The 22,964-nt window shown below is 70.1% G+C and carries 17 protein-coding genes; 4 read left to right on the top strand and 13 right to left on the bottom strand.

Translation table 11 applies throughout. The features are described from left to right. Positions 1 to 11: 11 nt before the first annotated feature. The gene (locus BMH31_RS00550; RefSeq protein ID WP_099723964.1) at positions 12 to 638 is read right to left on the bottom strand and encodes a class II aldolase/adducin family protein; all 627 of its coding nucleotides are present in this window, start codon (positions 636 to 638) and stop codon (positions 12 to 14) included. Positions 639 to 818: 180 nt separating this feature from the next. Here BMH31_RS00550 and BMH31_RS00545 point away from each other — a divergent pair, with 180 nt between their 5' ends. Further along, positions 819 to 1,766, top strand: a complete 948-nt coding sequence (locus BMH31_RS00545; RefSeq protein ID WP_099723963.1) for a diacylglycerol kinase family protein — start codon at positions 819 to 821, stop codon at positions 1,764 to 1,766. A gap of 72 nt (positions 1,767 to 1,838) precedes the next feature. Here BMH31_RS00545 and BMH31_RS00540 read toward each other — a convergent pair whose 3' ends face one another. The 3 genes from BMH31_RS00540 to BMH31_RS00530 all read right to left on the bottom strand — a co-directional run bounded on the left by BMH31_RS00540 (position 1,839) and on the right by BMH31_RS00530 (position 7,214). Beyond that, the gene (locus tag BMH31_RS00540; protein ID WP_099723962.1) at positions 1,839 to 4,334 is read right to left on the bottom strand and encodes a M1 family aminopeptidase; all 2,496 of its coding nucleotides are present in this window, start codon (positions 4,332 to 4,334) and stop codon (positions 1,839 to 1,841) included. Positions 4,335 to 4,486: 152 nt separating this feature from the next. Then, on the bottom strand, positions 4,487 to 6,187 hold the full coding sequence (gene dgt, locus BMH31_RS00535; RefSeq protein WP_099723961.1) for a dGTP triphosphohydrolase: 1,701 nt from the start codon (positions 6,185 to 6,187) through the stop codon (positions 4,487 to 4,489). A gap of 73 nt (positions 6,188 to 6,260) precedes the next feature. Then, on the bottom strand, positions 6,261 to 7,214 hold the full coding sequence (locus tag BMH31_RS00530) for a hypothetical protein (RefSeq protein WP_099723960.1): 954 nt from the start codon (positions 7,212 to 7,214) through the stop codon (positions 6,261 to 6,263). 142 nt (positions 7,215 to 7,356) lie between these two features. On the opposite strand from BMH31_RS00530, the gene purL reads away from it, so the two are divergent. Beyond that, positions 7,357 to 9,687 carry a phosphoribosylformylglycinamidine synthase subunit PurL gene (gene purL / locus BMH31_RS00525; RefSeq protein ID WP_099723959.1) on the top strand — a complete coding sequence of 777 codons (2,331 nt, stop codon included), beginning with the start codon at positions 7,357 to 7,359 and terminating at the stop codon, positions 9,685 to 9,687. A gap of 317 nt (positions 9,688 to 10,004) precedes the next feature. Here the strand turns inward: purL and BMH31_RS00520 are convergent, their stop codons facing one another. The 6 genes from BMH31_RS00520 to BMH31_RS00495 form a co-directional block, all read right to left on the bottom strand. After that, entirely contained in the window at positions 10,005 to 11,066 is a 1,062-nt protein-coding gene (locus BMH31_RS00520) for a siderophore-interacting protein (RefSeq protein ID WP_099723958.1), read from the bottom strand. Continuing rightward, positions 11,056 to 11,856 carry an ABC transporter ATP-binding protein gene (locus tag BMH31_RS00515; protein WP_099723957.1) on the bottom strand — a complete coding sequence of 267 codons (801 nt, stop codon included), beginning with the start codon at positions 11,854 to 11,856 and terminating at the stop codon, positions 11,056 to 11,058. The genes BMH31_RS00520 and BMH31_RS00515 overlap by 11 nt, the downstream gene beginning before the upstream one ends. Further along, positions 11,853 to 12,896 carry an iron ABC transporter permease gene (locus BMH31_RS00510; RefSeq protein WP_099723956.1) on the bottom strand — a complete coding sequence of 348 codons (1,044 nt, stop codon included), beginning with the start codon at positions 12,894 to 12,896 and terminating at the stop codon, positions 11,853 to 11,855. The genes BMH31_RS00515 and BMH31_RS00510 overlap by 4 nt, the downstream gene beginning before the upstream one ends. Beyond that, positions 12,893 to 13,894, bottom strand: a complete 1,002-nt coding sequence (locus BMH31_RS00505) for an iron ABC transporter permease (RefSeq protein ID WP_099724006.1) — start codon at positions 13,892 to 13,894, stop codon at positions 12,893 to 12,895. Before BMH31_RS00505 ends, BMH31_RS00510 begins: the two co-directional genes overlap by 4 nt. 158 nt (positions 13,895 to 14,052) lie before the next feature. Then, positions 14,053 to 15,090: an iron-siderophore ABC transporter substrate-binding protein gene (locus BMH31_RS00500; protein ID WP_099723955.1), complete on the bottom strand. Its 1,038-nt coding sequence runs from the start codon at positions 15,088 to 15,090 to the stop codon at positions 14,053 to 14,055. Between the two features lie 78 nt (positions 15,091 to 15,168). Beyond that, on the bottom strand, positions 15,169 to 16,203 hold the full coding sequence (locus tag BMH31_RS00495; RefSeq protein WP_099723954.1) for an iron-siderophore ABC transporter substrate-binding protein: 1,035 nt from the start codon (positions 16,201 to 16,203) through the stop codon (positions 15,169 to 15,171). Between the two features lie 236 nt (positions 16,204 to 16,439). Between BMH31_RS00495 and BMH31_RS00490 the strand changes: the two genes are divergently transcribed. Both BMH31_RS00490 and BMH31_RS00485 read left to right on the top strand, forming a co-directional pair. Next, positions 16,440 to 17,867, top strand: a complete 1,428-nt coding sequence (locus BMH31_RS00490; RefSeq protein WP_099723953.1) for an amino acid permease — start codon at positions 16,440 to 16,442, stop codon at positions 17,865 to 17,867. Further along, positions 17,864 to 18,784: a universal stress protein gene (locus tag BMH31_RS00485; RefSeq protein WP_099723952.1), complete on the top strand. Its 921-nt coding sequence runs from the start codon at positions 17,864 to 17,866 to the stop codon at positions 18,782 to 18,784. Before BMH31_RS00490 ends, BMH31_RS00485 begins: the two co-directional genes overlap by 4 nt. Positions 18,785 to 18,929: 145 nt before the next feature. On the opposite strand, the gene BMH31_RS00480 is transcribed toward BMH31_RS00485, so the two are convergent. From BMH31_RS00480 to topA, 3 genes are all read right to left on the bottom strand, one after another. Further along, positions 18,930 to 19,295 carry a hypothetical protein gene (locus BMH31_RS00480; RefSeq protein WP_099723951.1) on the bottom strand — a complete coding sequence of 122 codons (366 nt, stop codon included), beginning with the start codon at positions 19,293 to 19,295 and terminating at the stop codon, positions 18,930 to 18,932. A 77-nt stretch (positions 19,296 to 19,372) separates the two neighbouring features. Further along, entirely contained in the window at positions 19,373 to 20,005 is a 633-nt protein-coding gene (gene tmk, locus BMH31_RS00475) for a dTMP kinase (protein ID WP_199068326.1), read from the bottom strand. After that, entirely contained in the window at positions 20,005 to 22,833 is a 2,829-nt protein-coding gene (gene topA, locus BMH31_RS00470) for a type I DNA topoisomerase (RefSeq protein ID WP_099723949.1), read from the bottom strand. Before topA ends, tmk begins: the two co-directional genes overlap by 1 nt. Positions 22,834 to 22,964: the final 131 nt, after the last annotated feature.

The following is a 22,964-nucleotide window of genomic DNA, read 5'->3' as shown; positions in this document are numbered from 1 at the left end:
GGCGCGGAGGCTCAGGCGTGGTGGATGTCGGCGAGCGCCTCGGGCGGGAACACCGTGTCGGTGTCGCCCAGCTGCAGGGCCAGGATGCTCGCCTTCGCGGCGTCCTCGAGGTTGAGGGCGCGCCGGTAGGCCATGCGCACCGACTCGGCGACGACGGAGCAGCCGTGATGGCGCATCACCACGCAGTCGTGCTCGCGCAGCTGCTCGGCAGCGGTGTCGGCGAGCTCGTCGGATCCGTTGTGGAAGAAGGGGGTCACGCCGACGGAGCGGACGTAGAAGGCGTGGTCGAGCGTGAGCAGCCGGATGGGCTTGCCGAGGCTCGCGAGCACCACCGCGTGCTGCGGATGCAGGTGGATCGTGCACTCGGCGTCGGGACGCGCGAGATAGGCCCGCTGGTGCAGCTTCCACTCGCTCGACGGAGCGGGGTTGCCGCCGCGCACCTCGCCGTCGAGGCCGACGACGCTGAAGTCTGCGGGGCTCAGCCGATCGAGCCAGGTGCCCGAGGCGGTCACCACGAACGCGTCGTCGTCGAGTCGGGCCGAGAGGTTGCCCCCGCTCGCGAGCACCAGCCCGCGCGACACCGCATCGGCGCCCACCTCGATCAGCTCCGCGACGCGCGCGTCCAGGTCCCGTTCCATGCTCTTCCTCCCGCTTCGTCCGACCCACTCAGACTATCCGTGCGGCACGGGACCCCCGTCCGGCCGGATATCCGCGCTCGGCCGGACGAATGCAGTGAATTCGTCCAGCAGAGCACAGATATCCGGGCGGAGGTGCCGCGAAGCAGACAGGATGGAAGCACCCGACCCCGAAGGAGCATCGTGAACGATCTGATCGGCATCGTCTGGAATCCCACCAAGATCGAGGAGGAGGAGCTGCGCGCGGCCATCGACGCGGCTTCCGCGCCCGGACCGGCGCAGCCGGAATTCCGGCTCTTCGAGACCAGCGCGGAGGATCCCGGCCGCGGTGCGACCGAGGCCGCGATCGAGGCGGGCTGCACCGTCGTGGTCGCCGCGGGCGGGGACGGCACCGTCCGCGAGGTCGCCGAGGTGCTCGGCGAGCGCGACGATGCGCCGGAACTCGGAATCCTCCCGCTCGGCACGGGCAACCTGCTCGCCCGCAATCTCGGGATCCCGCTCGGCGAGCACTCCGCCGCGCTGACGCGGGTCGTCACCGGCGAAGGATCCCCGCTCGACCTCGGGATCGTGGAGCTGCGGCGTCCGGACGGCCGCACCGAGCGCCACGGCTTCGCCGTGATGGTGGGCTTCGGCGTCGACGCTCAGATGATCGCCGAGACCGACGACGACCTCAAGGATCGCGCGGGGTGGCTCGCGTACGTCGAGTCCCTCGGCCGCGCGGTCTCGGGCGCGGAGGTCCAGGAGTTCACCGCCGCGCTCGATTCCGGCGAGGCCGAACCGCACCGCGGCCACACCCTCCTCGTCGCCAACTGCGGCACGATCCAGGGCGGGATCACGCTGCTCCCGGACGCGGATCCGGCCGACGGCCGGCTCGACTTCCTGCTGCTCAGCGCCGACGGGGTCGGCGCCTGGCTCGACACGATGCGCAACCTGGTCTGGGACAACGGACTGAAGCGACTGCTCACCGGCGCGGACTCGGCCGAGAGCAGCGCGACCGCCGCGCACCGGCAGGCGGGCCGCATCGCCGTCGACCTCGACGCACCCGTGGTCTTCGAGATCGACGGCGAGGAGGTCGGCGAAGTCTCGGGCTTCGAGGTCTCGATCCTGCCGTCCGCACTGCGGGTGCGCTGAGCGGAGCTCCGCACGAACGAGAGCGGGCGGCGCGCGTCCGATGACGCGCCGCCCGCTCTCGCGGTGTCGGGATCAGGCGGGGGGATTCACCTCGTCACCGGATCCGGCGGTTTCCGTCTCGGAGGCCTCCGCACCAGCGTTCTTGCGACGTCGAGCCGCGGCGAAGGCGAGCACGATCGCGCCGAGCAGGATCACTGCGCCACCCGCGATGAGGATCGGCGTCAGCGCTGCCCCGCCCGTCGTCGGCAGGCCGGTCCCGTCAGCTCCGGAGGTGCCGTTCGCGTTGGCGTTCGAGCCGGCACTCGCGTTCGCATCGGAACCGGCGCCGCCGGCAGTGCTGCTACCGTTCGCCCCGGTGTTCGCTCCGCCCGCTGCGCTGGTCCCATCGGAGCCCGCGGTCGCGGCGCTGTCGCCGGCCTTCTGCACCTCGATCGGGGCCCAGCCGATCAGCACACCCGTGTCGCTCGTGACCGCGAGCTTGTGCGCACGGACCTCGGCGTTCGCGGGGATCGTCAGCTCGATCGATCCGTCGCTGACGGTCGGGGACCCGAGATCGACCGGATCGGAGAACAGCGTGCCGGTCACCGGCTCGGCGTCGTAGTCGCCGGTGCCCAGCTGCACGGTGATGGTCTCGCCCTGCTTCGCCGTCGCCGGGGCTTCGATGCCGCCCCGGTTCTCGTCGGTCAGATCCGCCTCGGCGACCTTCGGCAGCGCCTGCGTCGTGTGCGTCACGGAGCACGCGGTGCAGGTGAAGCCGAGGGAGTCGGACTTCGCGGTGACGGGGATGCTGACGCCGTGCGCGGTCGACTTCAGCTTCCCCGTGAACGCGACGGTCGCGTCGGTACCCGCCGCGGTCTCGGGAACGGTCCAGGTGAGGGTCGTGCCCGAGAGCGCGAGCCCGGCGGGCAGTGCGCCCGCGTCGATGGTGCCGCGCTTCAGCAGTGCCGCGACGTCGACCGTCGCGGTGCCTCCGGTCAGAGCGACCTTGCCGGTGTTCTTCGCCGTCAGCGTGTAGGTGACCGAGTCACCCGCTGCGATCTGCCCGGCTGCGGGATCGCTGGTCAGCGCGAGGCTCCAGGTCGCGGGCCACGCCGGCTTGTCGGCGTCGAAGATCCAGTCCTGGAAGAAGGCGTCGAGGTCCTTGCCCGAGACCTCCTCTGCCAGCGCGTGGAAGTCCGCCGTCGTCTTGCTCGTACCCGTGTTGCGCGCGTTCCACTCCTTGAGCAGTTCGGCGAACACGGGCGGGGTGAGCGTCTGCTTCAGCGCTTCGTAGGCCATCGCGCCGCGCGTGTAGACCTGCCAGTCGAAGAGTTCGGCGGGGTCGGTCATGCCGCCCGGCGGCACGCCCCAGTTGGGGCTCGCATCCGCGGTGTTCTTCCAGGTGTTGAAGTAGGTGTCCGCGGTCTTCGCCCCTCCGCTCACCTCTTCGGTGTACATGCCCGATGCGTACGTCGCCATGCCCTCGCTCAGCCAGATGCTGTTCCAGTCGGCGGGGCTGATCGCGTCGCCGAACCACTGGTGCGCGAACTCGTGCACGAGCGTGCCGAGCGAAACGCTCCGCTCGAAGTAGGGGCGATCCTGCGTCTCGAGCGCGTAGCCGAGGCTCGTGATGTCGACCACGATGCCCGTGCTTCCACCGGGGTAGGGGCCGTACTTCGACTCGAGGAAGTTCAGGATGCCCTCGATCTGGCCGCGACGGGTCTGGATCGTGGCCTGGTTCGCCGTCGTGACTGCGGGATCCACGAAGCTCCACTCCTGGATCGTGCGCCCGCTCGACAGGGTGATCGGCGCCTCGTAGGACAGATACTTGCCGATCGAGACCATGGTGGCCATGGTCGACATCGGCCGATCCTGCTTCCAGGCCCAGGTCGTCTCGGCTCCGCCGTTGACGGGCGTCTTCGACACCAGCTCGCCGTTGCTGACCGCGGCCGCGTCGACCCCGCCGATCTGGGTGGGAATCGTGAACGCGAGGTCGTAAGTCGCCTTGTCGGCGGGGGTGTTGTTGCTCGGAATCCAGGTCATCGTGCCGATCGGCTGGCCGAGGGCGGTCGCGCCGTCGGCGGTCTTGACCCATCCTTCTTTGGATCCGTCGGGATCGGTGTGCGTCGACGGAGTGCCCGAATACGCGACCTCGACGCTGAAGTCGCCCGCGGCGACCGGGACGGCCGGAGCGACGCGCAGCTTGTACGAGTCGATGCTCGGATCCGAGTTGCGCGTGAACGCGGCATCAGCCCCGTTCACCTTCACGGAGTCCACGTTCAACCCCTCGAAATCGAGGGTGAACGACTTGAGCGGAACCGCAGCCTTCGCGGTGATCGTCGTGGTCGCCGTGATTGTGTTGTCGGTCTGATACCGCAGCTTCACGTCGTAGTGCGTGACGTCGTATCCGCCGTTGCCGATACCTGTGAACAGCGAGTCGCCGATGCTCGGGGCGCCGTCGATCGGCGCCGCGTCGGCCTGCGCCGCTGGGAGTCCGATCGGCGAGGAGACCGCGAGCGCGGTGAGTGCGGCTGCCGCAACGCCCGCGAGGGCGGTGCGGCGAGCGCGCGTGGGTACGGTGAGCTTCATTGATCGCGCCTTTCCGTCATCCCCGCGGGCAGCATTGCCCGGGCGTGGATCGACGAAGTCGAGGTGTGTCGAGAGTAAGGGCTCCCCCGGAGCCACGTGTCTCACCGTACTTGACAGCGGATTCCCAGACAAGGGTTGCGCAAGGAACCGGCTCAGGCGATCGCGGGCCCCGCTCCCGTCATCGAATCGTGCGTCGCGGCCGCCTGCTGGTCGGTGAACGACGATACGTAGTCGAGCACGGCGCGCGAGCGCCCCTGCCGCCGCAGACCGGCGTCGCTCGTGTCGCCCGTCAGCAGCTCGGGCCGCTGCGCCCGCAGCTCGAACAGGCTCTCGGTCGACTCGTCGACCCATTCGATGAGCCGGCGCGGCGCACGATCGGCGATCTCGTGGTCGTCGAGCCATTCGTCGAAGCCGAGCACCAGGTCGGAGACGACCCGCCCCATGCCGCGCTGGGCGAGCGCGTGCTCCGGCCGCTCGAGCACGAAACGCTGGTGCACGAACTTGAGGATCGCGACCTCGTGCCAGGCGGCTTGCTCGAGCCTGATGTGGCCGCCGCGCAGGTGCGGGAACTCCTCGACGACGATGGAACTCCGCAGGTGTTCGATCCAGCGCCTGGTGAATCGGGAGACGGCGCGCTCGCTCTCGATCCCTCCGTCGTAGGGGGCCGCGAGCAGTTCGTCGCGGAGTTCACCCCCGACCCGGACCACCGCGTCACGGAACGTCTCGCGCTCCGCGATCCAGTCATCCTTGCGAGTGAGGCGCCGCCAGAGCAGCTCGAGCGAGTTGCCCGGCCGGCGCCATTCGGCGCGCAGCTCGGCGCTCGACACCCGAGCCAGCTCTTCGGACTCGGCGAGCCAGGCGCGGAACTCCCCCGAGACCGCCGCCTGCTGCAGCACTCCGGCCCGCGCGAAGTCGTCGAGATCGTGGATCGCGTAGGCGATATCGTCCGCGAGATCCATCACGCTGCACTCGACCGTCTGGAGGCCGGGCGCGATGGCGGGGAAAGCGGCGAGCGCGGATTCCATCTCGGGCGCGTCCATGCCGTACGCCGAGAATTTCTCGGCGCCGTTCACGGGGTCCCCGCCGACTCCGCGAGGACGCTCGTCGAGGGGCAGTTCCTCGGCGGTGATCCCGATCCAGCGGGCACGGGTCCAGGGGTACTTGAGCACCGCCGCGCGCACGGCCGCGGTGAGGTTGAGTCCCGAGAAGTCCCGGCCGAGCGTGTCGAGGCGGGTGAGGATCCGGAAGGTCTGGGCGTTGCCCTCGAACCCCTCCGGCAGGCCGAGCCGTTCGCGGGCGACGCGGTCGAGCACGCGCTCTCCGAGGTGCCCGAAGGGCGGGTGCCCGAGGTCGTGGGCATGGGCCGCGGCCTGCGCGACGATCGTGTCGCAGCCACCGAGGCGGGCGATGATCGCGCCCGTCGGGTCGTCGACGACGGCGGCACCCGCTGCGTACGCCTCGTGCCGGGCCTGCTGCCCGGCGAGGCGGCCGGCGATGACGCGGGCGACCGCGCTCACCTTCAGCGAGTGGGTGAGCCGGTTGTGCATCACGGGTCCGACCCCGCTCTGGGGTACGACCTGCGTGACCGCGGAGAGCCTCGCGAAGTAGGACGAGAAGCGAATCCGTTCGAGATCGACGCGGAACTCGACGGGTTCGGGGCGCAGAGCGAGCACCGGTTCCGCTTCCGCTTCGGCGGCCGCGTCGCTGGAGCGCCCGGCGCCGGTGCGGGATTCGGGGCGATGCTGCGAGGTCTCGATCTCGGGATGCTCGCGCGCCTCGCGGGCGGCATCGCCGCCAGTCGCGCCCGCCCGGCTCGGGGCGGGTACCGGATCGATCTCGGCTGCATCGCTCATGCCGGTATTCAAGCACGAGAGGGGGCCGGGCCGACGAGCGGCTCGGCCCCCTCTCGTGGAGCGCAGGTGCGGGTCAGCGCCCGTTCAGCGCCGAGAAATCGGGCTGTCCGTCGGGGCCCATCGGCAACGGGCGCCCGTCGGGGAACGTCGGCCAGGGCAGCAGGCCCTGCGCGTTCGTCTGCGGCGCGGCCGGCGGGACCGGAGCCGCGGGCGGCACCGGGAGCGTGCCGGGCTGGCCCGAGAACGGCTGCGCCTGCCCCAGCATCGACTGCTGAGCCTGCGCGGCCGCGTAGGCCTCGGCCTGCGCTGCGCGCGCGACGCGCGCCGCCTCGCGGTCGCCCGCCGAGTACGACCAGCGGAGCAGCAGGGTGATGGCGAGCCCGAGCGCGGTGAGGATCAGGGTCGCGACCGCGATCTTCCAGTACAGCTCGGGCACGACCACTCCGAAGGAATCGATCGCGATCGGCGCGGTGAAGAGGATGCCCGAGAGCACGGCGAACACGCTCGTGATGAAGGCGAAGCGGTTAAGCGTCTCGGGGCGTCCGCGTCCGAGGCCCAGCAGCAGCTGGCAGCAGCCGAGCACCGCGCGCGTGACGCCGATCACCACGACCGACTTCCAGAAGATGTCCCAGACGAGCCAGTAGCGGTCGTAGTCCGAGATCCAGATGACGATGAGGAGCAGTCCGAGGATGTAGGCGTTGGCGATGAGCGCGACCGGCGCGTACCAGTCGGACTTCAGGTCGCGGCGGGTGTCGAGCGCGGTGAGGCCCACGAACACCGCGAAGAGCACGAAGGTCGAGAACACGCGCTCGAACCGGCCCTCGAAATCGCCGATGAAGAGCAGCCCGATGGAGGCGACCGACAGCACGGCGAGCAGGATGATGCTGACCTTCAGGAAGGTCGACAGCTTGCGAGCGGGACGTCCGGCGGCCTGACCGTGCGGAACGGCCGCGTGCGCTTCTGCGGTCGGCTGGGGCGCTCGGGGCGCCTGGCCGTTGGGCTGGTTCTGCGGAGTGGGGGTGCTCATGCACACAGTCTCCCCCGAGATGCATGCGAGCGCCAACATGCGAGTGCTCCGGGCCGCGTAGACTGGGATCGGCCTCCGGCTCGCCGAGCCGCCCGGTCCATAGCGCCCGGGCCCCGCCATCGACCCTTCGGAGCACACGAGCGTGACCGACACCACCGCAGCCTCGATCCCCGCGCCCGACACCGTCGCAGACGCGATCGCGACCCCCGACAAGGAGCAGCCGTTCGAGGCGCTCGGGCTCAAGGCCGACGAGTACGAGCAGATCCGCAAGATCCTCGGCCGCCGCCCCACCTCGGGCGAGCTCGCCATGTACTCGGTCATGTGGTCCGAGCACTGCTCCTACAAGTCCTCGAAGATCTACCTGCGCCAGTTCGGCAAGAAGGTCAACGACAAGATGAAGGAGCGCCTGCTCGTCGGCATGGGCGAGAACGCCGGCGTCATCGACATCGGCGAGGGCTGGGCCGTGACCTTCAAGGTCGAGAGCCACAACCACCCCTCCTACATCGAGCCGTTCCAGGGCGCCGCGACCGGCGTCGGCGGCATCATCCGCGACATCATCTCGATGGGCGCGCGTCCCGTCGCGGTCATGGATCAGCTCCGCTTCGGCGCGATCGACGATCCCGACACGGCCCGCGTCGTGCACGGCGTCGTCTCCGGCATCTCGTCGTACGCGAACTGCCTGGGCCTGCCGAACCTCGGCGGCGAGACCGTCTTCGACGGCGTCTACCAGGCCAACCCGCTCGTCAACGCGCTCGGCGTCGGCGTGCTCCGCCACGAGGATCTGCACCTCGCCAACGCCTCGGGCACCGGCAACAAGGTCGTGCTGTTCGGCGCCCGCACGGGCGGCGACGGCATCGGCGGTGCCTCGATCCTCGCGTCCGACAGCTTCAGCGAGGGCGGCCCCACCAAGCGCCCCGCGGTGCAGGTCGGCGATCCCTTCGCCGAGAAGGTGCTCATCGAGTGCTGCCTCGAGCTGTTCCGCGGCGAGCTCGTCGAGGGCATTCAGGACCTGGGTGCCGCGGGTATCTCCTGCGCCACCTCCGAGCTCGCGGCCAACGGCGACGGCGGCATGTTCATCGAGCTCGACAGCGTGCTGCTGCGCGATCCCTCGCTCACGGCCGAGGAGATCCTCATGTCGGAGAGCCAGGAGCGCATGATGGCGGTCGTGCACCCCGACAAGCTCGACGCGTTCCTCGAGGTCACGAAGAAGTGGGACGTCGAGACGAGCGTGCTCGGCGAGGTCACCGACACCGGCCGCCTGGTCATCAACTGGCGCGGAGAAGAGATCGTCAACGTGGATCCCTCGACCGTCGCGGTCGACGGCCCCGTCTACGAGCGTCCCGTCGTCTACCCGACCTGGATCGACGCGCTGCAGGCCGACTCGGTCAACGCGGCGGGCCTCGCGCGCTCGGCCGCGGGTGACGATCTGCGCGCCCAGATGGTCGCGATCGCCGGATCCCCCAACCAGGCCTCGGTCGACTGGATCACCAACCAGTACGACAAGTACGTGCTCGGCAACACCGCGCTCTCGTTCCCCGACGGCGCCGGCATGATCCGCGTCGACGAGGCGAGCGGCCTCGGCGTCGCCATCGCGACCGACGCGAACGGCCGCTACTGCCAGCTCGACCCCTACGTGGGATCGCAGCTCGCGCTGGCCGAGGCCTACCGCAACGTCGCCACCTCGGGTGCCGTGCCCACGGCCGTCACCGACTGCCTCAACTTCGGCAGCCCCGAGAACCCCGAGGTCATGTGGCAGTTCTCGCAGGCCGTCGAAGGCCTGTCCGACGCGTGCCTCTCCCTCGAGGTCCCCGTCACCGGCGGCAACGTCTCGCTCTACAACCAGACGGGTGACACCCCGATCCACCCGACCCCCGTAGTCGGCGTGCTCGGCATCATCGACGACGTCGCCCGCCGCATCCCGAGCGGCTGGCAGGATCAGGGCGAGCACCTCTACCTGCTCGGCACCACCCGCGACGAGCTCGACGGCTCGGCCTGGGCCGAGACCGTGCACCAGCACCTCGGCGGGCGCCCGCCGATCGCGGTCCTCGACGACGAGCGCGCGCTCGCCGAGCTGCTGCACGCGGCGGCCCAGGGCGGCCTGCTGTCGGCCGCGGTCGATCTGTCCGAGGGCGGCCTCGCCCAGGCGCTCACCGATGGTGCGCTGCGCTTCGGCGTCGGCGCGCGAGTCTGGATCGACGAGATCATCTCGCGCGACGGCGTCGACGCGACCGCCGCGCTCTTCTCGGAGTCGCAGGCGCGCGTGCTCGTCGCCGTGCCGCACGAGGAGGAGGTCAAGTTCCGCGGGCTCTGCGAGGGCCGCGGCTTCCCCGTGCTGCGCATCGGCGTGACCGACCGTGCGGGCGACGAGGCGTCGATCGAGGTCCAGGACCGCTTCGAGCTGCCCCTCGCCGAGCTGCGTGCCGCGTCGCAGGCGACGCTGCCCGTGCGCTTCGGTCCGGTCGTCGGCGAGTAGCACTCGATCGCATTGCACTGAGGGCGCCGGCACGGGATTCCGTGCCGGCGCCCTTCGCGTGTGTGCGGGGTGCGCTCGGTCCGCGGGCGGATCAGTGGGCCGAATCCGCGGGCACGATCAGTCGCACAAGGTCGCACCCGACGCCGAGGAACGGGCTCAGTGTCGAGGAACAGGTTCAGTGTCGAGGAACGGTGAAACTTCTGCGATTTCAGCCCGGGCCTCGGCAGTCGCACCGCCCCTCGACGGGAACACCGCCCCTCGACCGGAACACCGCGCATCGGCAGGAACACCGGTCTCGGACCGGGACCGGCCCTGCGCTACCCGCGCATGGCGACGCCGCGGCGCCAGTAGCCCATGAACGCGACCCGGGCACGGTCGACGCCGCACTCGCGCACCAGGTGGCGACGCAGCGTCGTCACGACGCCGCTCTCGCCGGCGATCCAGTAGCGGCACTCGCGCGCTCGGATGATGCGCGCGTCGAAGGAGCGCACGCATTCGGCGCAGGATCCGATGATGCACGCCTGCGAGGTCGGCGCGTGCGTCGGCCGGTATCCGGCCTCTTCCAGGTTCGAGTAGGTGGGCGTCTCCCATACGGGCGCCTCGGTATCGGCGTCGGCCCCTGCGCCGGCCCCGACACCGGCCGGCCCGTCGAGCCCGACGTGCGCGAGCAGCGCCGGGATCAGCGCGCTGCCGTGCGCCTCCTCACCGCGCACGAGCCAGCGCACCTCGACACCCGCGGGCGCCGCGATGTCGAGCCGGTCCTCGGCGTGCGGGATCTCGATCCAGGCCGTGCCGACGGTGCCGGGCGCAACATCCTCGAGGATCCGGGCGATGGCCGGAGCGGCCGTCTCGTCGCCCGCGAGCAGCACCGGTCCGTCGACGGCGTCGTCGAACTCGATCCCGCCCCAGTCGGGGCCACCGCGTCGCGGCCCGACGAGCAGCAGTTCGTCCCCGGGCGCTGCGGCGGCGGCCCAGGAGGATGCGGGACCGGTCGCACCCGGCTTGAGATGGAGCACGAAGTCGACGACGACCCGGGTCCCGGAGGGTTCGACCCGCAGCTCGCGGATCGAGTAGGTCCGCATCGACCCGCGCTCCACTTCGGGGAGGTCGAGCCAGCCGCGGTACCAGTCGTCGGTCTCCGAGAGGTCGGGCACGCGACCGCTCGCTCCGGGGAAGATCAGCTTGATCCGCTGGTCGAGCACCCGGCCGGGGGTGCCGAACGCGTCGAGCTCGGCACCCGCGAAGGTGATCCGGGCGAAGGTCGGCGAGACGAGCTCGATCCGCTCGACGGCCGCGCGCGCGATCACGAACCCGGGGAGGTCGGGGACCTCTGCCCGCAGGGTCTCGGAGGTTTCGCACCAGGTGGACTCAGCGGACATGATGCCTCCCGATGGGCGAGACGATGGGTGCTCCCGAGACGGGGTCGACGAGCACGTGGCTTTCGAGCCCGAACACCTCGCGCACGAGGTCGGGCGTGACGATCTCGCCGGGCGCGCCCGAGGCGTGCACTCCGCCGTCGCTCATGGCGACGAGGCGATCCGAGTAGCGCGCGGCGAGACCGAGGTCGTGCAGCACCATCACGATGGTGGTGCCGCGTCGGCGATTCAGGTCGGTGAGCAGATCGAGCACCTCGATCTGGTGGGCGACGTCGAGGAACGTCGTGGGTTCGTCGAGCAGCAGGATGTCGGTCTGCTGCGCGAGCGCCATCGCGATCCAGACCCGCTGCCGCTGGCCGCCCGAGAGCTCGTCGACGGAGCGGTCGGCGAGCTCGGTCGTCGCGGTCGCCTCGAGCGCTTCGGCGACGGCCTCGGTGTCCGCGGCGCTCCAGCGCGCGAGCGCACCCTGGTGGGGGTGCCGGCCCCGACCGACGAGGTCGGAGACCGCGATCCCCTCGGGAGCGATGGGGCTCTGCGGCAGCAGACCCAGCAGCCGGGCGAGCTCCTTCGACGGCCGTTTGTGGATCTCGGCGCCGTCGAGCAGGACGGATCCGGCCTGCGGCCTGAGCAGGCGCGCGAATGCGCGCAGCAGCGTGGATTTGCCGCTGCCGTTCGCGCCCACGATCGAGGTGATGCGACCGGGTTCGATCGCGAGATCGAGCCCGTCGAGGATCACGCGGTCGTCGTAGCCGAGGCGCAGCCCTTCGGCGGTGAGGCGGTGGTCGATGGTCACAGGGAGCCTCCCGAGCGGTTCATCCTGATGAGGAGGAGGACGAGGTAGGGCGCGCCGAGCACGCCGGTCACGACCCCGACCGGATAGCGGTTGTCGAACAGGTTCTGCCCGATGAGGTCGGCACCGAGCACGAGGCAGGCGCCCACCAGCGCGGCCGGGATCGTGAGCCGCGAGCCCGGTCCGACGAGCCGCGCCGCGATCGGACCGGCCATGAACGCGACGAAGGCGATGGGCCCGGCACCCGCCGTCGCGAAGGCGAGCAGGCCGACCGCCGCGATGACGGCGAGGATCCGCACCCGGCCGACGCGCACACCCAGCGCGGTCGCGGCGTCGTCTCCGAGGCGGAGCAGGTCGAGCCCCCGGCCGTTCGCGAGGAGCAGGGGTGCGCAGAGGAGCAGCGCGCCGAGGAGCGGCAGGATCTTCTCCCAGCCCGCCCCGTTCAGGCTGCCGGTCATCCACTGCATCGCGGTCTGGAGATCCCACTCCCCCGCCTTCGAGATGAGGTACGAGATCGCGCTCTGCAGCAGGGCGGCGACGCCGATGCCGATGAGCACGAGGCGCATGGTCGAGAATCCGCGCTTCTGCGCGAGTAGGGCGATCACGAGCGTCGTGAGGACCGCACCGGCGAGCGCGAGCGCCGAGAGCAGGAGGCCGCTCACCGAGAGCACGACGATCCCGAACACCGCCGCCGCGCTCGCGCCCGCGCTGATCCCGATGATGTCGGGGGCGGCCAGCGGGTTGCGCAGCATGGTCTGGAAGGTGACGCCCGACGCGCCGAACGCGAGTCCGGCGAGCAGCCCGAGCGTCGCACGCGGCAGCCGGAGCTCTCCCACGGTGAAGGAGACGCCGGGCACGGTCTCGCCCGCGATCACTCGGAGCACCTCGCCGGGCGTCGCCCAGGCGTCCCCGATCATGAGGGTGAGCGCATACAGCGCGAACGCGAGCAGCGCCAGCGTCGCCGATACCGCGACTCGACGCCCGCGACGGGTGCGGCGCCCGCGACCGATCGCGGCTGCGGCCGCGGCGGTTCCGACGCTCATCGTGCGCGCCCGCTTCCGCTCATGCCGCGCCCCGTGGCACCGCGACGCACGATCCAGATGAACACCGGCGCTCCGATCACGGCGGTCACGATTCCGACCTCGACCTCCGCGGGGCGGGCAATGAGCCGCCCGACCACGTCGGAGGCGACGAGCAGTGCTGACCCGGCGATCGCGCTCGCCGGCAACAGCCATCGGTGGTCCGGCCCGAAGAGCAGACGGCAGAGGTGCGGTACGACGAGCCCGACGAAGCCGATGGGACCGGCGACCGCGGTCGCCGCGCCGCACAGGATCACGGAACCCAGCCCCGCCAGCAGGCGGGTGCGGAGCACGTTGATGCCGAGACCGGTCGCGAGTTCGTCGCCGAGCGCGAGCCCGTTCATGCCCCGCGCGGTCGCGAAGCAGATCAGCGCCCCGACGAGGAGGCCGGGGGCGATCAGCGCGATGCGCCCCCAGTCGGCGCCTCCGACGCCGCCGATCTGCCAGAAGCGGAACTGCGCCATCACGTCGACACGCGGCAGCAGGATCGCGCTGACGAGCGAGAGCAGCGCGGCGGAGGTCGCGGCTCCGGCGAGCGCGAGCTTGAGCGGGGTCGCACCCCCGCCGCCGAGCGAGCCCACGGTGTAGACGAAGACCGCGGCGACGGCGGCGCCGGCCATCGCGATGAACAGGGTGCTCACCGGCGCGGAGAGGCCGAAGAAGGCGAGACCGACCACTACGGCGAGCGAGGCTCCTCCCGAGATGCCGAGGAGTCCGGGGTCCGCGAGCGGGTTGCGGGTGACGGCCTGCATGGCGGTGCCCGCGATCGCGAGCGCCGCCCCGACGAGCAGTGCGAGCACGGTGCGCGGGATCCGCGCCGCGACCGCGGCCTCGGACACCGTCGCAGTGCGTCCGCCCAGAGCCACGAGGATGTCGTCGAACGAGACGCCCCGGACGCCGAACGCGAGCGACGCTGCGCTCAGCAGCACGAGGAGCGCGAGGCCGGCGAGGATCCAGGTCAGGCGAAGCGGCAGGCGCCCAGCGGCACGAGGATCCGCCGCCGTCGCCCGGGCCGCATCCGTCGACGCAGCGGTCGGAGCGGGCACGGATCCCCCGCGGGCGCCGCGCGTGGGTGCCGTTCCCGCTCCTTCTTCGCTCACGGCGACGGACACTCCCCCGCTCACTTCTCGAGCGGCGCGGCGAGCGTGTCGAAGTAGCGGTCGATGCCCCAGCCGATCGACAGCGGCGAGGGGTTCGCCGAGGCCGCGAGCGGGGTCTGGTCCGGCAGCACCGCGATGCGGCCGGCCTTGATCGCGGGGATCTTGGAGAGCAGCGGGTCCGCCTGCAGACGCTTCACCAGTTCGCCCTTGGTATCGCCGTAGACGATCACGAGGTCCACGTCGGAGAACCGGTCCGCCGCCTCGGCGCTGACGGTGACGTAGAACTGATCCGTCTTCTTCGTCTCCTCCTCCACGACCTTCGGCACCGGCATGCCGAGGTCCTTGAGGAACCCGGGGCGCGTGTCGTGCGTGGTGTAGAAGCCGATCTTGCTGAAGTCCTTGGGGTCGATGTACGCGAAGAGCGCCTTGGCCTCCTTCAGCTTCGGGTGCTTCGCGAGGGCCGCATCGGTCTTCTGGTCGAGCTCGGTGATGAGCGCGTCGCCCTCCGCCTTCTTGCCGATCGCCTCGGAGTTCATGCGGATGACGTCCTGCAGGCTCGTGCCCCAGGGGACGCCCGGCTCCGCCACCACCGGCGCGATCTTCGACAGCGTCTCGTACTCCTCCTTCGTCAGGCCCGAGTAGGAGGCGAGGATCACATCGGGCTTCGTCGCGGCGACCGCCTCGAAGTCGATCCCGTCGGTCTCGTCGAACAGGGTCGGAGTCTTGGCCCCGAGCTGCTTCAGCCGATCATCGACCCAGGGCAGCACCCCGTCACCGTTGTCGTCGCCCCAGGTCGCCTTGCTCATGCCCACGGGTACGACGCCGAGCGCGAGCGGGACCTCGTGATTCATCCAGGCCACCGAGGCGACGCGCTTCGGCTGCTTCTCGATGGTCGTCTTCCCGAAGGCGTGCTCGATCGTGACCGGGAACGCGCCCTTCGCGCTGCCACCTTCCGCCGAGCCGGATCCCTCCGAGGATCCGCCCGGGGACGAGCACGCGCTCGCGGTGAGGGCGATCAGGGCCGCTGCGGCCAGGGCGAGGATGCGAGAACGTCGCACGGGGTGTCCTTTCGTCGGAACGCGCACCGGACGTGGTGCGCGGATGCCTGGATGGGCGTCGGGTCGTTCGTGGAGGGGCTATTGCAGCGGCGCCGAGAGCGCGTCGAAGTAGCGGTCGACGCCCCAGCCGATCGACAGCGGGGAGGGCGAGGCCGAGACGGCCAGCGGCGAGGCGTCGGGCAGGATCGCGACGCGCCCCTTCGCAACGGCGGGGATCTTACTCAGCAGCGGATCCGCCTGCATGCGCTTCAGCAGGTCCGGGGTCCCGGCCGAGACGATCAGGTCGACGTCCGAGAAGCGGTCGGCGGCTTCGGAGCTGACGGTCGCGAAAAAGGCATCGGTCTGCTTCGACTCCTCGGTCACGATCGCGGGCTCGGGCAGTCCGAGCTCCTCGAGGAACCGGGGGCGGGTGTCGTGCGAGGTGTAGATCGTGATCTGGCTAAGGTTCTTGGGGTCGATGTTCGCGATCAGCACCTTGGCCTTCGCGAGCCTCGGGTGCTTCGCGAGCGAGGCCGCGGATTCCTCGTGCAGACGCTTCAGTAGCGCGTCCCCCTCGGCCTTCTTGCCGATCGCCTCGGAGTCCATGCGCACCAGGTCGTCGAGGCTCGTGCCCCACGCGGTATGCGGGTAGGCGACGACGGGAGCGATCTTCGAGAGGGTCCGGTAGTCCTCCTTCGTGATCCCGGAGTAGGCCGCGAGGATCACGTCGGGCTTCGTCGCGGCGACCGCTTCGAAGTCGACGCCGTCGGTCTCGTCGTACAGCTTCGGGGTCGGGGCCTTGAGCTCGGCGAGCTTGTCCTCGACCCACGGCATCATGCCGTTGCCGTTGTCGTCGCCCCAGGTGATCTTCGCCATGCCGACGGGCGCGATGCCGAGCGCCAGCGGCACCTCCTGGCTGGTCCAGCCGACCGTGGCGATGCGCTCGGGCTGCCGCTCGATCGTGGTCTTGCCGAAGGCGTGCTCGATGGTGACGGGGAATGCGCCCGACGCGTCGTCTCCGGCTCCGGCTCCGCCTGCGTCACCGGATCCGGACGGAGCCGCCGAGGAGCAGGCCGAGATCGAGACTGCGGCGACGAGCGCCGCGGCGATGCTGAGGAGACGACGGGTGCGCACGTGGGGTCCTTTCCGGGCCCGATCGATGCGTGATGGACCCGCTTCATCGAAGGTGCCAGGTTAGCCTACCCTTAACTACATCAGATGTGTATCGGGTCGACGAGAAACCGTTCCGTTCCAGACAGGGACTCTCTCCCCCACGGGCTCTCAGCGTGTCGAGAATTTGTGGCCGCGGCCCATCTGGGGGGACACTGTCATGCACCCACCCGACAACGACGTCCGAAGGACTCACACGCATGACTTCGATGCCGCAGCAGCTTCTGCGCCGCAAGCCGATCCCGCGAGAGGGAGAGGAAACGCACGGCCCCAAACTCTCGCGCAGCATCGGACTCTTCTCGCTCACCATGATCGGTGTCGGCGGCACCGTCGGAACGGGTATCTTCTTCATCCTGTCCGAGGCCGTCCCGACCGCAGGGCCCGCGGTCATCATCTCGTTCCTCATCGCCGGCGTCGTCGCGGGCCTCACCGCCCTCTGCTACGCGGAGCTCGCGGGCAGCGTCCCGGTCTCGGGATCCTCCTACTCCTACGCCTACACGACCCTCGGCGAGATGCCGGCGATGGGCGTCGCCGCCTGCCTGCTGCTCGAGTACGGCGTCTCGACGGCGGCGGTCGCGGTGGGCTGGTCACAGTACGTGAACCAGCTGTTCCACAACCTGTTCGGCTTCGAGCTGCCCGCGGCGCTCTCGAACGCGCCAGAGGAGGGCGGGATCATCAACCTCCCGGCCGTGATCCTCATCGCGCTGTGCGCCCTGCTGCTGATCCGCGGCACGAAGGAGTCGGTGATCACCAACACGATCATGGTGGTCATCAAGCTCGTCGTGCTCGTCTTCTTCGCAGCGATCGCCTTCACCGGGTGGAACGCCGACCACTTCGCGAACTTCGCCCCCTTCGGCTTCGCCGGCATCATGTCGGGCGCCGGCATCATCTTCTTCTCGTTCGTCGGCCTCGACGCCGTCTCGACCGCGGGTGAAGAGGCGAAGAACCCCAAGAAGAACCTGCCGCTCGCGCTCATCTTCGCCCTCGTCATCGTCACCGGCATCTACGTGCTCGTCGCCATGGCCGGCCTCGGCGCGCAGGCGCCCGAGCAGTTCAAGGATCAGAGCGCCGGCCTCTCGGCGATCATCGAGAACCTCGTCGGGGCGTCCTGGCCCGGCACTCTCGTCGCCGCCGGCGCCGTGATCTCGATCTTCAGCGTCACGCTCGTCGTGCTCTACGGCCAGACCCGAATCCTCTTCGCGATGTCGAAGGACGGGATGATGCCGAAGGTGTTCCAGAAGGTCAACCCGCGCACCATGACGCCGATCCCGAACACGATCATCGTGGCGATCGCGACCGGCATCCTCGCGGGCGTGATCCCGATCAACTTCCTCGCCGAGATGACGAGCATCGGCACCCTCGCCGCGTTCATCGTCGTCTCGCTCGGCGTCATCATCCTGCGGCGGCGCGAGCCCGACCTGGAGCGCGGATTCAAGGTGCCGGGCGGCTACGTCATCCCGATCCTGTCGATCCTCGGCTGCCTCTGGATCATCACCAACCTGCAGCTCATCACGATCGCCGTGTTCGCCGGGTGGACCGCCCTGTTCCTGCTCTACTACTTCTTCTACGCCCGCAAGCGCTCGGCCCTCGCACAGCCCGGCGCGTTCTCCCAGGAGGTCGCCTCGTGACCATCGTCGTCGGCATCGCCCCGGGGCACAGCTCCAGCTCGGCCGTGCACCTCGGCGCGCTTCTCGCGCGCAGCATGAAGCTCGAGCTCGTCATCGCGGCGGTCACCGCGACCGGCTGGCCGCTGGCGTTCAGCCGCGGCGACCAGGACTACCAGGATCGCGTGGTCGCGCAGGCCGAAGCGACCCTGGCCGAGGCGCTGGCGCTCGTGCCGGCCGACGTGACCGCGCGTACCCTGGTGCATCAGGATCCGTCGTCGGTGCGGCAGGGACTCATCGACGTGGTCGAGGCGGTCGGCGGGCAACGGCTCGTGGTGGGCGCGGCGAAGTCGTCGCCCATCGGCCGCATCTCGCTCGGCTCGGTCGATTCCGGCCTCATGCAGACGTCGCCCGTGCCCGTCGCGATCGCCCCGCGCGGGTTCCGTCTGCGCGACGGGCAGGACATCGAGCAGATCACCGCGGCGTACCGCGGCACCGAGGCCGACAGCGACCTGATCCTCGGCGCGGCGACGATCGCGGCCGAGAGCGATCTGCGGTTCCGGATCGCGTCGTTCGCCGTGCGCCCGCGCCGTATGGCCACGTCCGGAGTGGGCCAGGACTACGAGAACGAGGTGTTCGAGGAGTGGCGGCAGACGCTGCTGTCCGACGCGAACGCCGCGCTCGAGTCGGCTGCGACGCGCACCGAGCTGCCGAAGGCGGCCGAAGTGGTGCTCGGCATCGGCGACGACTGGGACGAGGCGATGGGTGCAGTCGACTGGAATCAGGGCGACGTGCTCGTCATCGGGTCGAGCAGCAGCGGACCGTTCGCGCGGGTCACGCTCGGCTCGCACGCCCGCAAGATCGTGCACCACGCGGTCGTCCCCGTGATCGTGGTGCCGCGTCGCGCCGCCGAGGAGTACGCCGCCGGCGGGGAGTTCTGAGGGCGGGAAGTTCCGACAGCGGAACTCCGCCCGCACCGCAACGCAACTGAGGCCCGGATCGCTCGTCGATCCGGGCCTCAGGCGCGCATCCCCCGCCGGCGGTGACGCGGTCAGCGATTCGCGTCGGCGGTAATGCGCTCAGTGCTCAGTGCCGGCGGTTTCGCAGCTTTTCGATGCGGGCCCGGGTCTCTCGGATACTGGTTTCGAGGCGTCGCTGTTCCGCGCGTTCGCGCGCGATCGTCCGGAGTCCGTCGAAGAGGATCCAGGCGAAGAGGGTCGTGCCGAGCAGGCAGGCGAGGAGCATGGCGACCAGAGGGATCAGGTCCGCACCGACCGGCCGATCGGCGGAGCCGCTCGGGGTGCTCGGGCCGCTCGAGCCGCTCGTGGAGAGTGCGAGCATGATCAGCGCTCCGGAGAGCGCGAGGAAGGCGAGGATGAGTACACAGCTCAGCCCGATCCAGAGCCAGCGCCCGATGGGATTCTTCGGCATGCGGGGGTAGGGGACGACCATTCCCGCCCTCCTTCTGCCGAGCTGGTGCTTCTGCTGTGCCGAGTTTCGCCGCTGCGCTTGCTGCTACCGCGCTGCTGCTATCGCGCGAGCAGTTCTTCGACTCGGGCGGTGATCTCGCGGTGCAGTTCGGCGACGGGGCGGGAGGCGTCGAGCACGAGGAAGCGTTCCGGTTCGGCGGCGGCGAGGTCGAGGAACCCGTTGCGGACTGCGGCGTGGAATGCGGCGGCTTCGGCTTCGAGCCGGTCCGCGGTTCCTCCTCGCGCGGAGCGGCGTTCGGCGGCGAGTTCGGGGCTCGCGTCGAGCAGGATGGTGAGCGCCGGCCACAGGCCGCCGCTCGCCCACTCGCTGATGCGGCGCACGTCCGAGTTGTCGAGCACGCGTCCGGCGCCTTGGTAGGCGAGGGAGGAGTCGATGTAGCGGTCCTGCACGACGACGACTCCGCGGTCGAGCGCGGGGCGGACGAGTTCGGCGATGTGCTGTGCCCGGTCCGCGGCGTAGAGCAGCGCTTCCGCGCGGGGGTCGACGGCGCCCAGTTCGTCGCCGCCGTGCAGCAGGATGTCCCGCACCGCGGAGCCGAGCGGTGTTCCGCCCGGCTCGCGGGTGCGCAGTGTCTCGAGCCCGCGCGCTTCGAGCCAGCTCGCGAGCATCTCGGCCTGAGTGGTCTTCCCCGCGCCGTCTCCGCCCTCGAGCGTGATGAACAGTCCGTTCATCACGCTCCGGCGGCGGCCTGCTCGGCGGCCTTCTTCGCGGCTCGGGTGGCCGCGGCCTTCTTCGCTGCTGCGGATCGGGCGGGATCGACGGCCTTCTTCGCGCCGGAGGCGGCCGTGGTCTTCTTCGCGGTGGCGGCCTTCTTGGCCGGGGCCTTCTTCGCGGGCGCCTTCTTGGCGGGGGCCTTGCGCTTGGCGGGGCCCTTGGCCCGCTTGATCGCGAGGAGCTCGACGGCGCGCTCGAAGGTGATGTCTTCGACGCTGTCGCCGCGCGGGATCGTCGCGTTGGTCTCACCGTCGGTGACGTAGGGACCGAAGCGACCGTCGCGGACCTTGATCGGTTTGCCGCTGACCGGGTCCGCGTCGAACTCCTTCAGCGAGCTGGAGGCGCGACGCGCACCGTACTTGGGCTGTGCGAACAGCTCCTGGGCTCCGGCGAGGTCGATGGAGAAGATCGCGTCCTCGCTCGGGAGCGTCCGGGTGTCGGTTCCCTTCTTGAGGTAGGGACCGTAGCGCCCGTTCTGCGCGGTGATCTCGGCATTCGATTCGGGATCGACACCGACGACTCGCGGCAGATCGAGCAGGGCGACCGCCGCGTCGAGATCGATGGTGGCGGGGTCCATGCTCTTGAAGAGCGAAGCGGTGCGCGGCTTCTGCCCCTTGGGCAGCTCTTCGCCGTCGTCGAGCAGTTCGGTGACGTAGGGGCCGAAGCGGCCGTTCTTCGCCACGATGCGCTTGCCCGTCTTCGGGTGCTGGCCGACCACGCGGTCCTCGGCGGGTTCGGCGTCGGCCAGCTCGTGCGCCTTCGCGGGCGTGAGCTCGTCGGGAGCCATGCCATCGGGGATGTTGACGCTGCGCGGCTTCAGCGTCCCGTCCTCGCCGACTTCGCTCTTGTCGTCGAAGACTTCAAGGTAGGGGCCGTACTTGCCGTTGCGCAGCGAGATCGAATCGTCGATCTTGATGGTGTTGATGGCTCGTGCGTCGATCTCGCCGAGGTTGTCGACGACGCCGCGCAGGCCGGGGTGCGCATCGCTGCCGAAGTAGAACTCGGTGAGCCAGCTGCTGCGATCGGCGTCGCCGGAGGCGATCCGGTCGAGGTCGTTCTCCATCTCGGCGGTGAAGTCGTAGTCCACGAGCGCCGCGAAGTGCTCCTCGAGCAGGCGGACCACCGAGAAGGCGATCCAGCTCGGGACGAGCGCCTGGCCCTTCTTGGCGACGTAGCCGCGATCCATGATCGTGCTGATGATCGCCGCGTAGGTCGAGGGTCGGCCGATGCCGAGTTCTTCGAGCCGCTTGGTGAGGCTGGCCTCGGTGTAGCGCGGCGGCGGACTGGTCTCGTGCCCCTTGGCCTCGGGCTCGGTCACGCCGAGCGCCTGCGATTCGGCGAGCTGCGGGAGCGCAACGTTCTGCTCGTTATCGCCGCGCTTCTCGTCGCGGCCTTCCTCGTATGCCAGCAGGAAGCCGGGGAAGGTGATGACGGTGCCGCTCGCCGTGAACTCGGTGTCGGTCGCTCGCGTCTCGCCCGGCTCCGAGACCTCGACGCCGACGGTCACGGTGTCGGTCGATCCCTTGGCGTCGGCCATCTGGCTGGCGACGGTGCGCTTCCAGATGAGTTCGTAGAGGGCGTACTCCCCCTGGGTGAGCTTGCCCTTCAGAGCGCTGGGACGCTGGAAGGCGTCACCCGCGGGACGAATGGCCTCGTGCGCCTCCTGGGCGCCCTTGGCCTTGCCCGTGTAGACGCGCGGCTTCTCGGGGACCGTCTGCGCGCCGTAGAGCTCTGCGGCCTGAGTGCGTGCAGCGCGGATCGCCTGCCCCGAGAGGGACGGCGAATCGGTTCGCATATAGGTGATGTAGCCGTTCTCGTAGAGCGACTGGGCGAACGACATGGTCTGGCGCGAGCTGTAGCGGAGCTTGCGGGAGGCTTCCTGCTGCAGGGTCGAGGTGGTGAACGGTGCGGCCGGACGACGGGTGTGCGGCTTGGTCTCGACCGAGCGGACCCGTGCCGGTGCTCCGGCGGCGAGCGCGGACGCGAGTCGTTCGGCACGCGTCCGCTCGAGGCCGACGACTCCGGCCTTCGCCGCGCGCGAGGTCAGGGTGCCGTCGTCGGCGAAGTCGCCGCCCGTGGCGAGGCGTTTGCCGTCGACGCGCACGAGCCGTGCAGCGAACGGCGTGGTGTCGGCGGAGCCGGCCTCGGGGGTGAAGGTCGCGGTGATGTCCCAGTACTCGGCTGAGACGAACGCGAGGCGCTCGCGTTCGCGGTCGACGACGAGTCGGGTCGCGGCGGACTGCACGCGCCCTGCGGAGAGCTTGGGGGCGACCTTGCGCCAGAGCACGGGCGAGATGTCGTAGCCGTACAACCGGTCGAGGATGCGGCGGGTCTCCTGAGCGTCGACGAGTGCGATGTCGAGGTCGCGCGTGTTCGCCTTGGCCTGCTCGATGGCTTCCTTGGTGATCTCGTGGAACACCATGCGGCGCACGGGCACCTTGGGTTTGAGCACCTCGAGCAGGTGCCAGGCGATCGCCTCTCCTTCGCGGTCCTCATCGGTGGCGAGCCACAGCTCGTCCGCTCCCTTGAGCGCGCGCTTGAGCTCGCTGACCGTCTTCTTCTTATTGTCGGCGACAACGTAGTACGGGGCGAACCCGTTATCAACGTCGACGGCGAACTTGCCGAAGGGGCCCTTCTTCAGCTCGCTGGGCAGCTCCGACGGCTCCGCCAGGTCGCGCACGTGCCCGACCGAGGCGATCACTTCGTAGTCATCGCCGAGATATCCGCCGATGGTCTTCGCCTTGGTCGGCGACTCGACGATCACGAGTTTCTTCGCGGCCCCCACGGGCACTCCTTCTTCTGTGGCGTTCGTTCGCACCTTCTCGCGGTGCCGGTCCGCCGGGTGATCCGCGCTTCGCGCGGTTCTGGTCCAGCGCCCGAAGGTGCGCTGCGTATCGTGCGCACCCCTCTTCGGAG

The organism is Leucobacter sp. OLIS6 (assembly GCF_002752355.1).
GTDB lineage: Bacteria > Actinomycetota > Actinomycetes > Actinomycetales > Microbacteriaceae > Leucobacter.
The sequence above is the reverse complement of the archived record's forward strand: the minus strand, read 5'-3'. Positions and strand labels throughout refer to the sequence as shown.

Bases quoted from the DNA above. Each gene is read 5' to 3' on its own strand.
- tmk (WP_199068326.1), bottom strand. From the start codon at position 20,005: ATGAACGGACTGTTCATCACGCTCGAGGGCGGAGACGGCGCGGGGAAG.
- BMH31_RS00540 (WP_099723962.1), bottom strand. From the start codon at position 4,334: ATGAAGCTCACCGTACCCACGCGCGCTCGCCGCACCGCCCTCGCGGGC.
- BMH31_RS00510 (WP_099723956.1), bottom strand. From the start codon at position 12,896: ATGAGCGTCGGAACCGCCGCGGCCGCAGCCGCGATCGGTCGCGGGCGC.
- BMH31_RS00520 (WP_099723958.1), bottom strand. From the start codon at position 11,066: ATGTCCGCTGAGTCCACCTGGTGCGAAACCTCCGAGACCCTGCGGGCA.
- dgt (WP_099723961.1), bottom strand. From the start codon at position 6,187: ATGAGCGATGCAGCCGAGATCGATCCGGTACCCGCCCCGAGCCGGGCG.
- BMH31_RS00530 (WP_099723960.1), bottom strand. From the start codon at position 7,214: ATGAGCACCCCCACTCCGCAGAACCAGCCCAACGGCCAGGCGCCCCGA.
- BMH31_RS00550 (WP_099723964.1), bottom strand. From the start codon at position 638: ATGGAACGGGACCTGGACGCGCGCGTCGCGGAGCTGATCGAGGTGGGC.
- BMH31_RS00490 (WP_099723953.1), top strand. From the start codon at position 16,440: ATGACTTCGATGCCGCAGCAGCTTCTGCGCCGCAAGCCGATCCCGCGA.
- BMH31_RS00480 (WP_099723951.1), bottom strand. From the start codon at position 19,295: ATGGTCGTCCCCTACCCCCGCATGCCGAAGAATCCCATCGGGCGCTGG.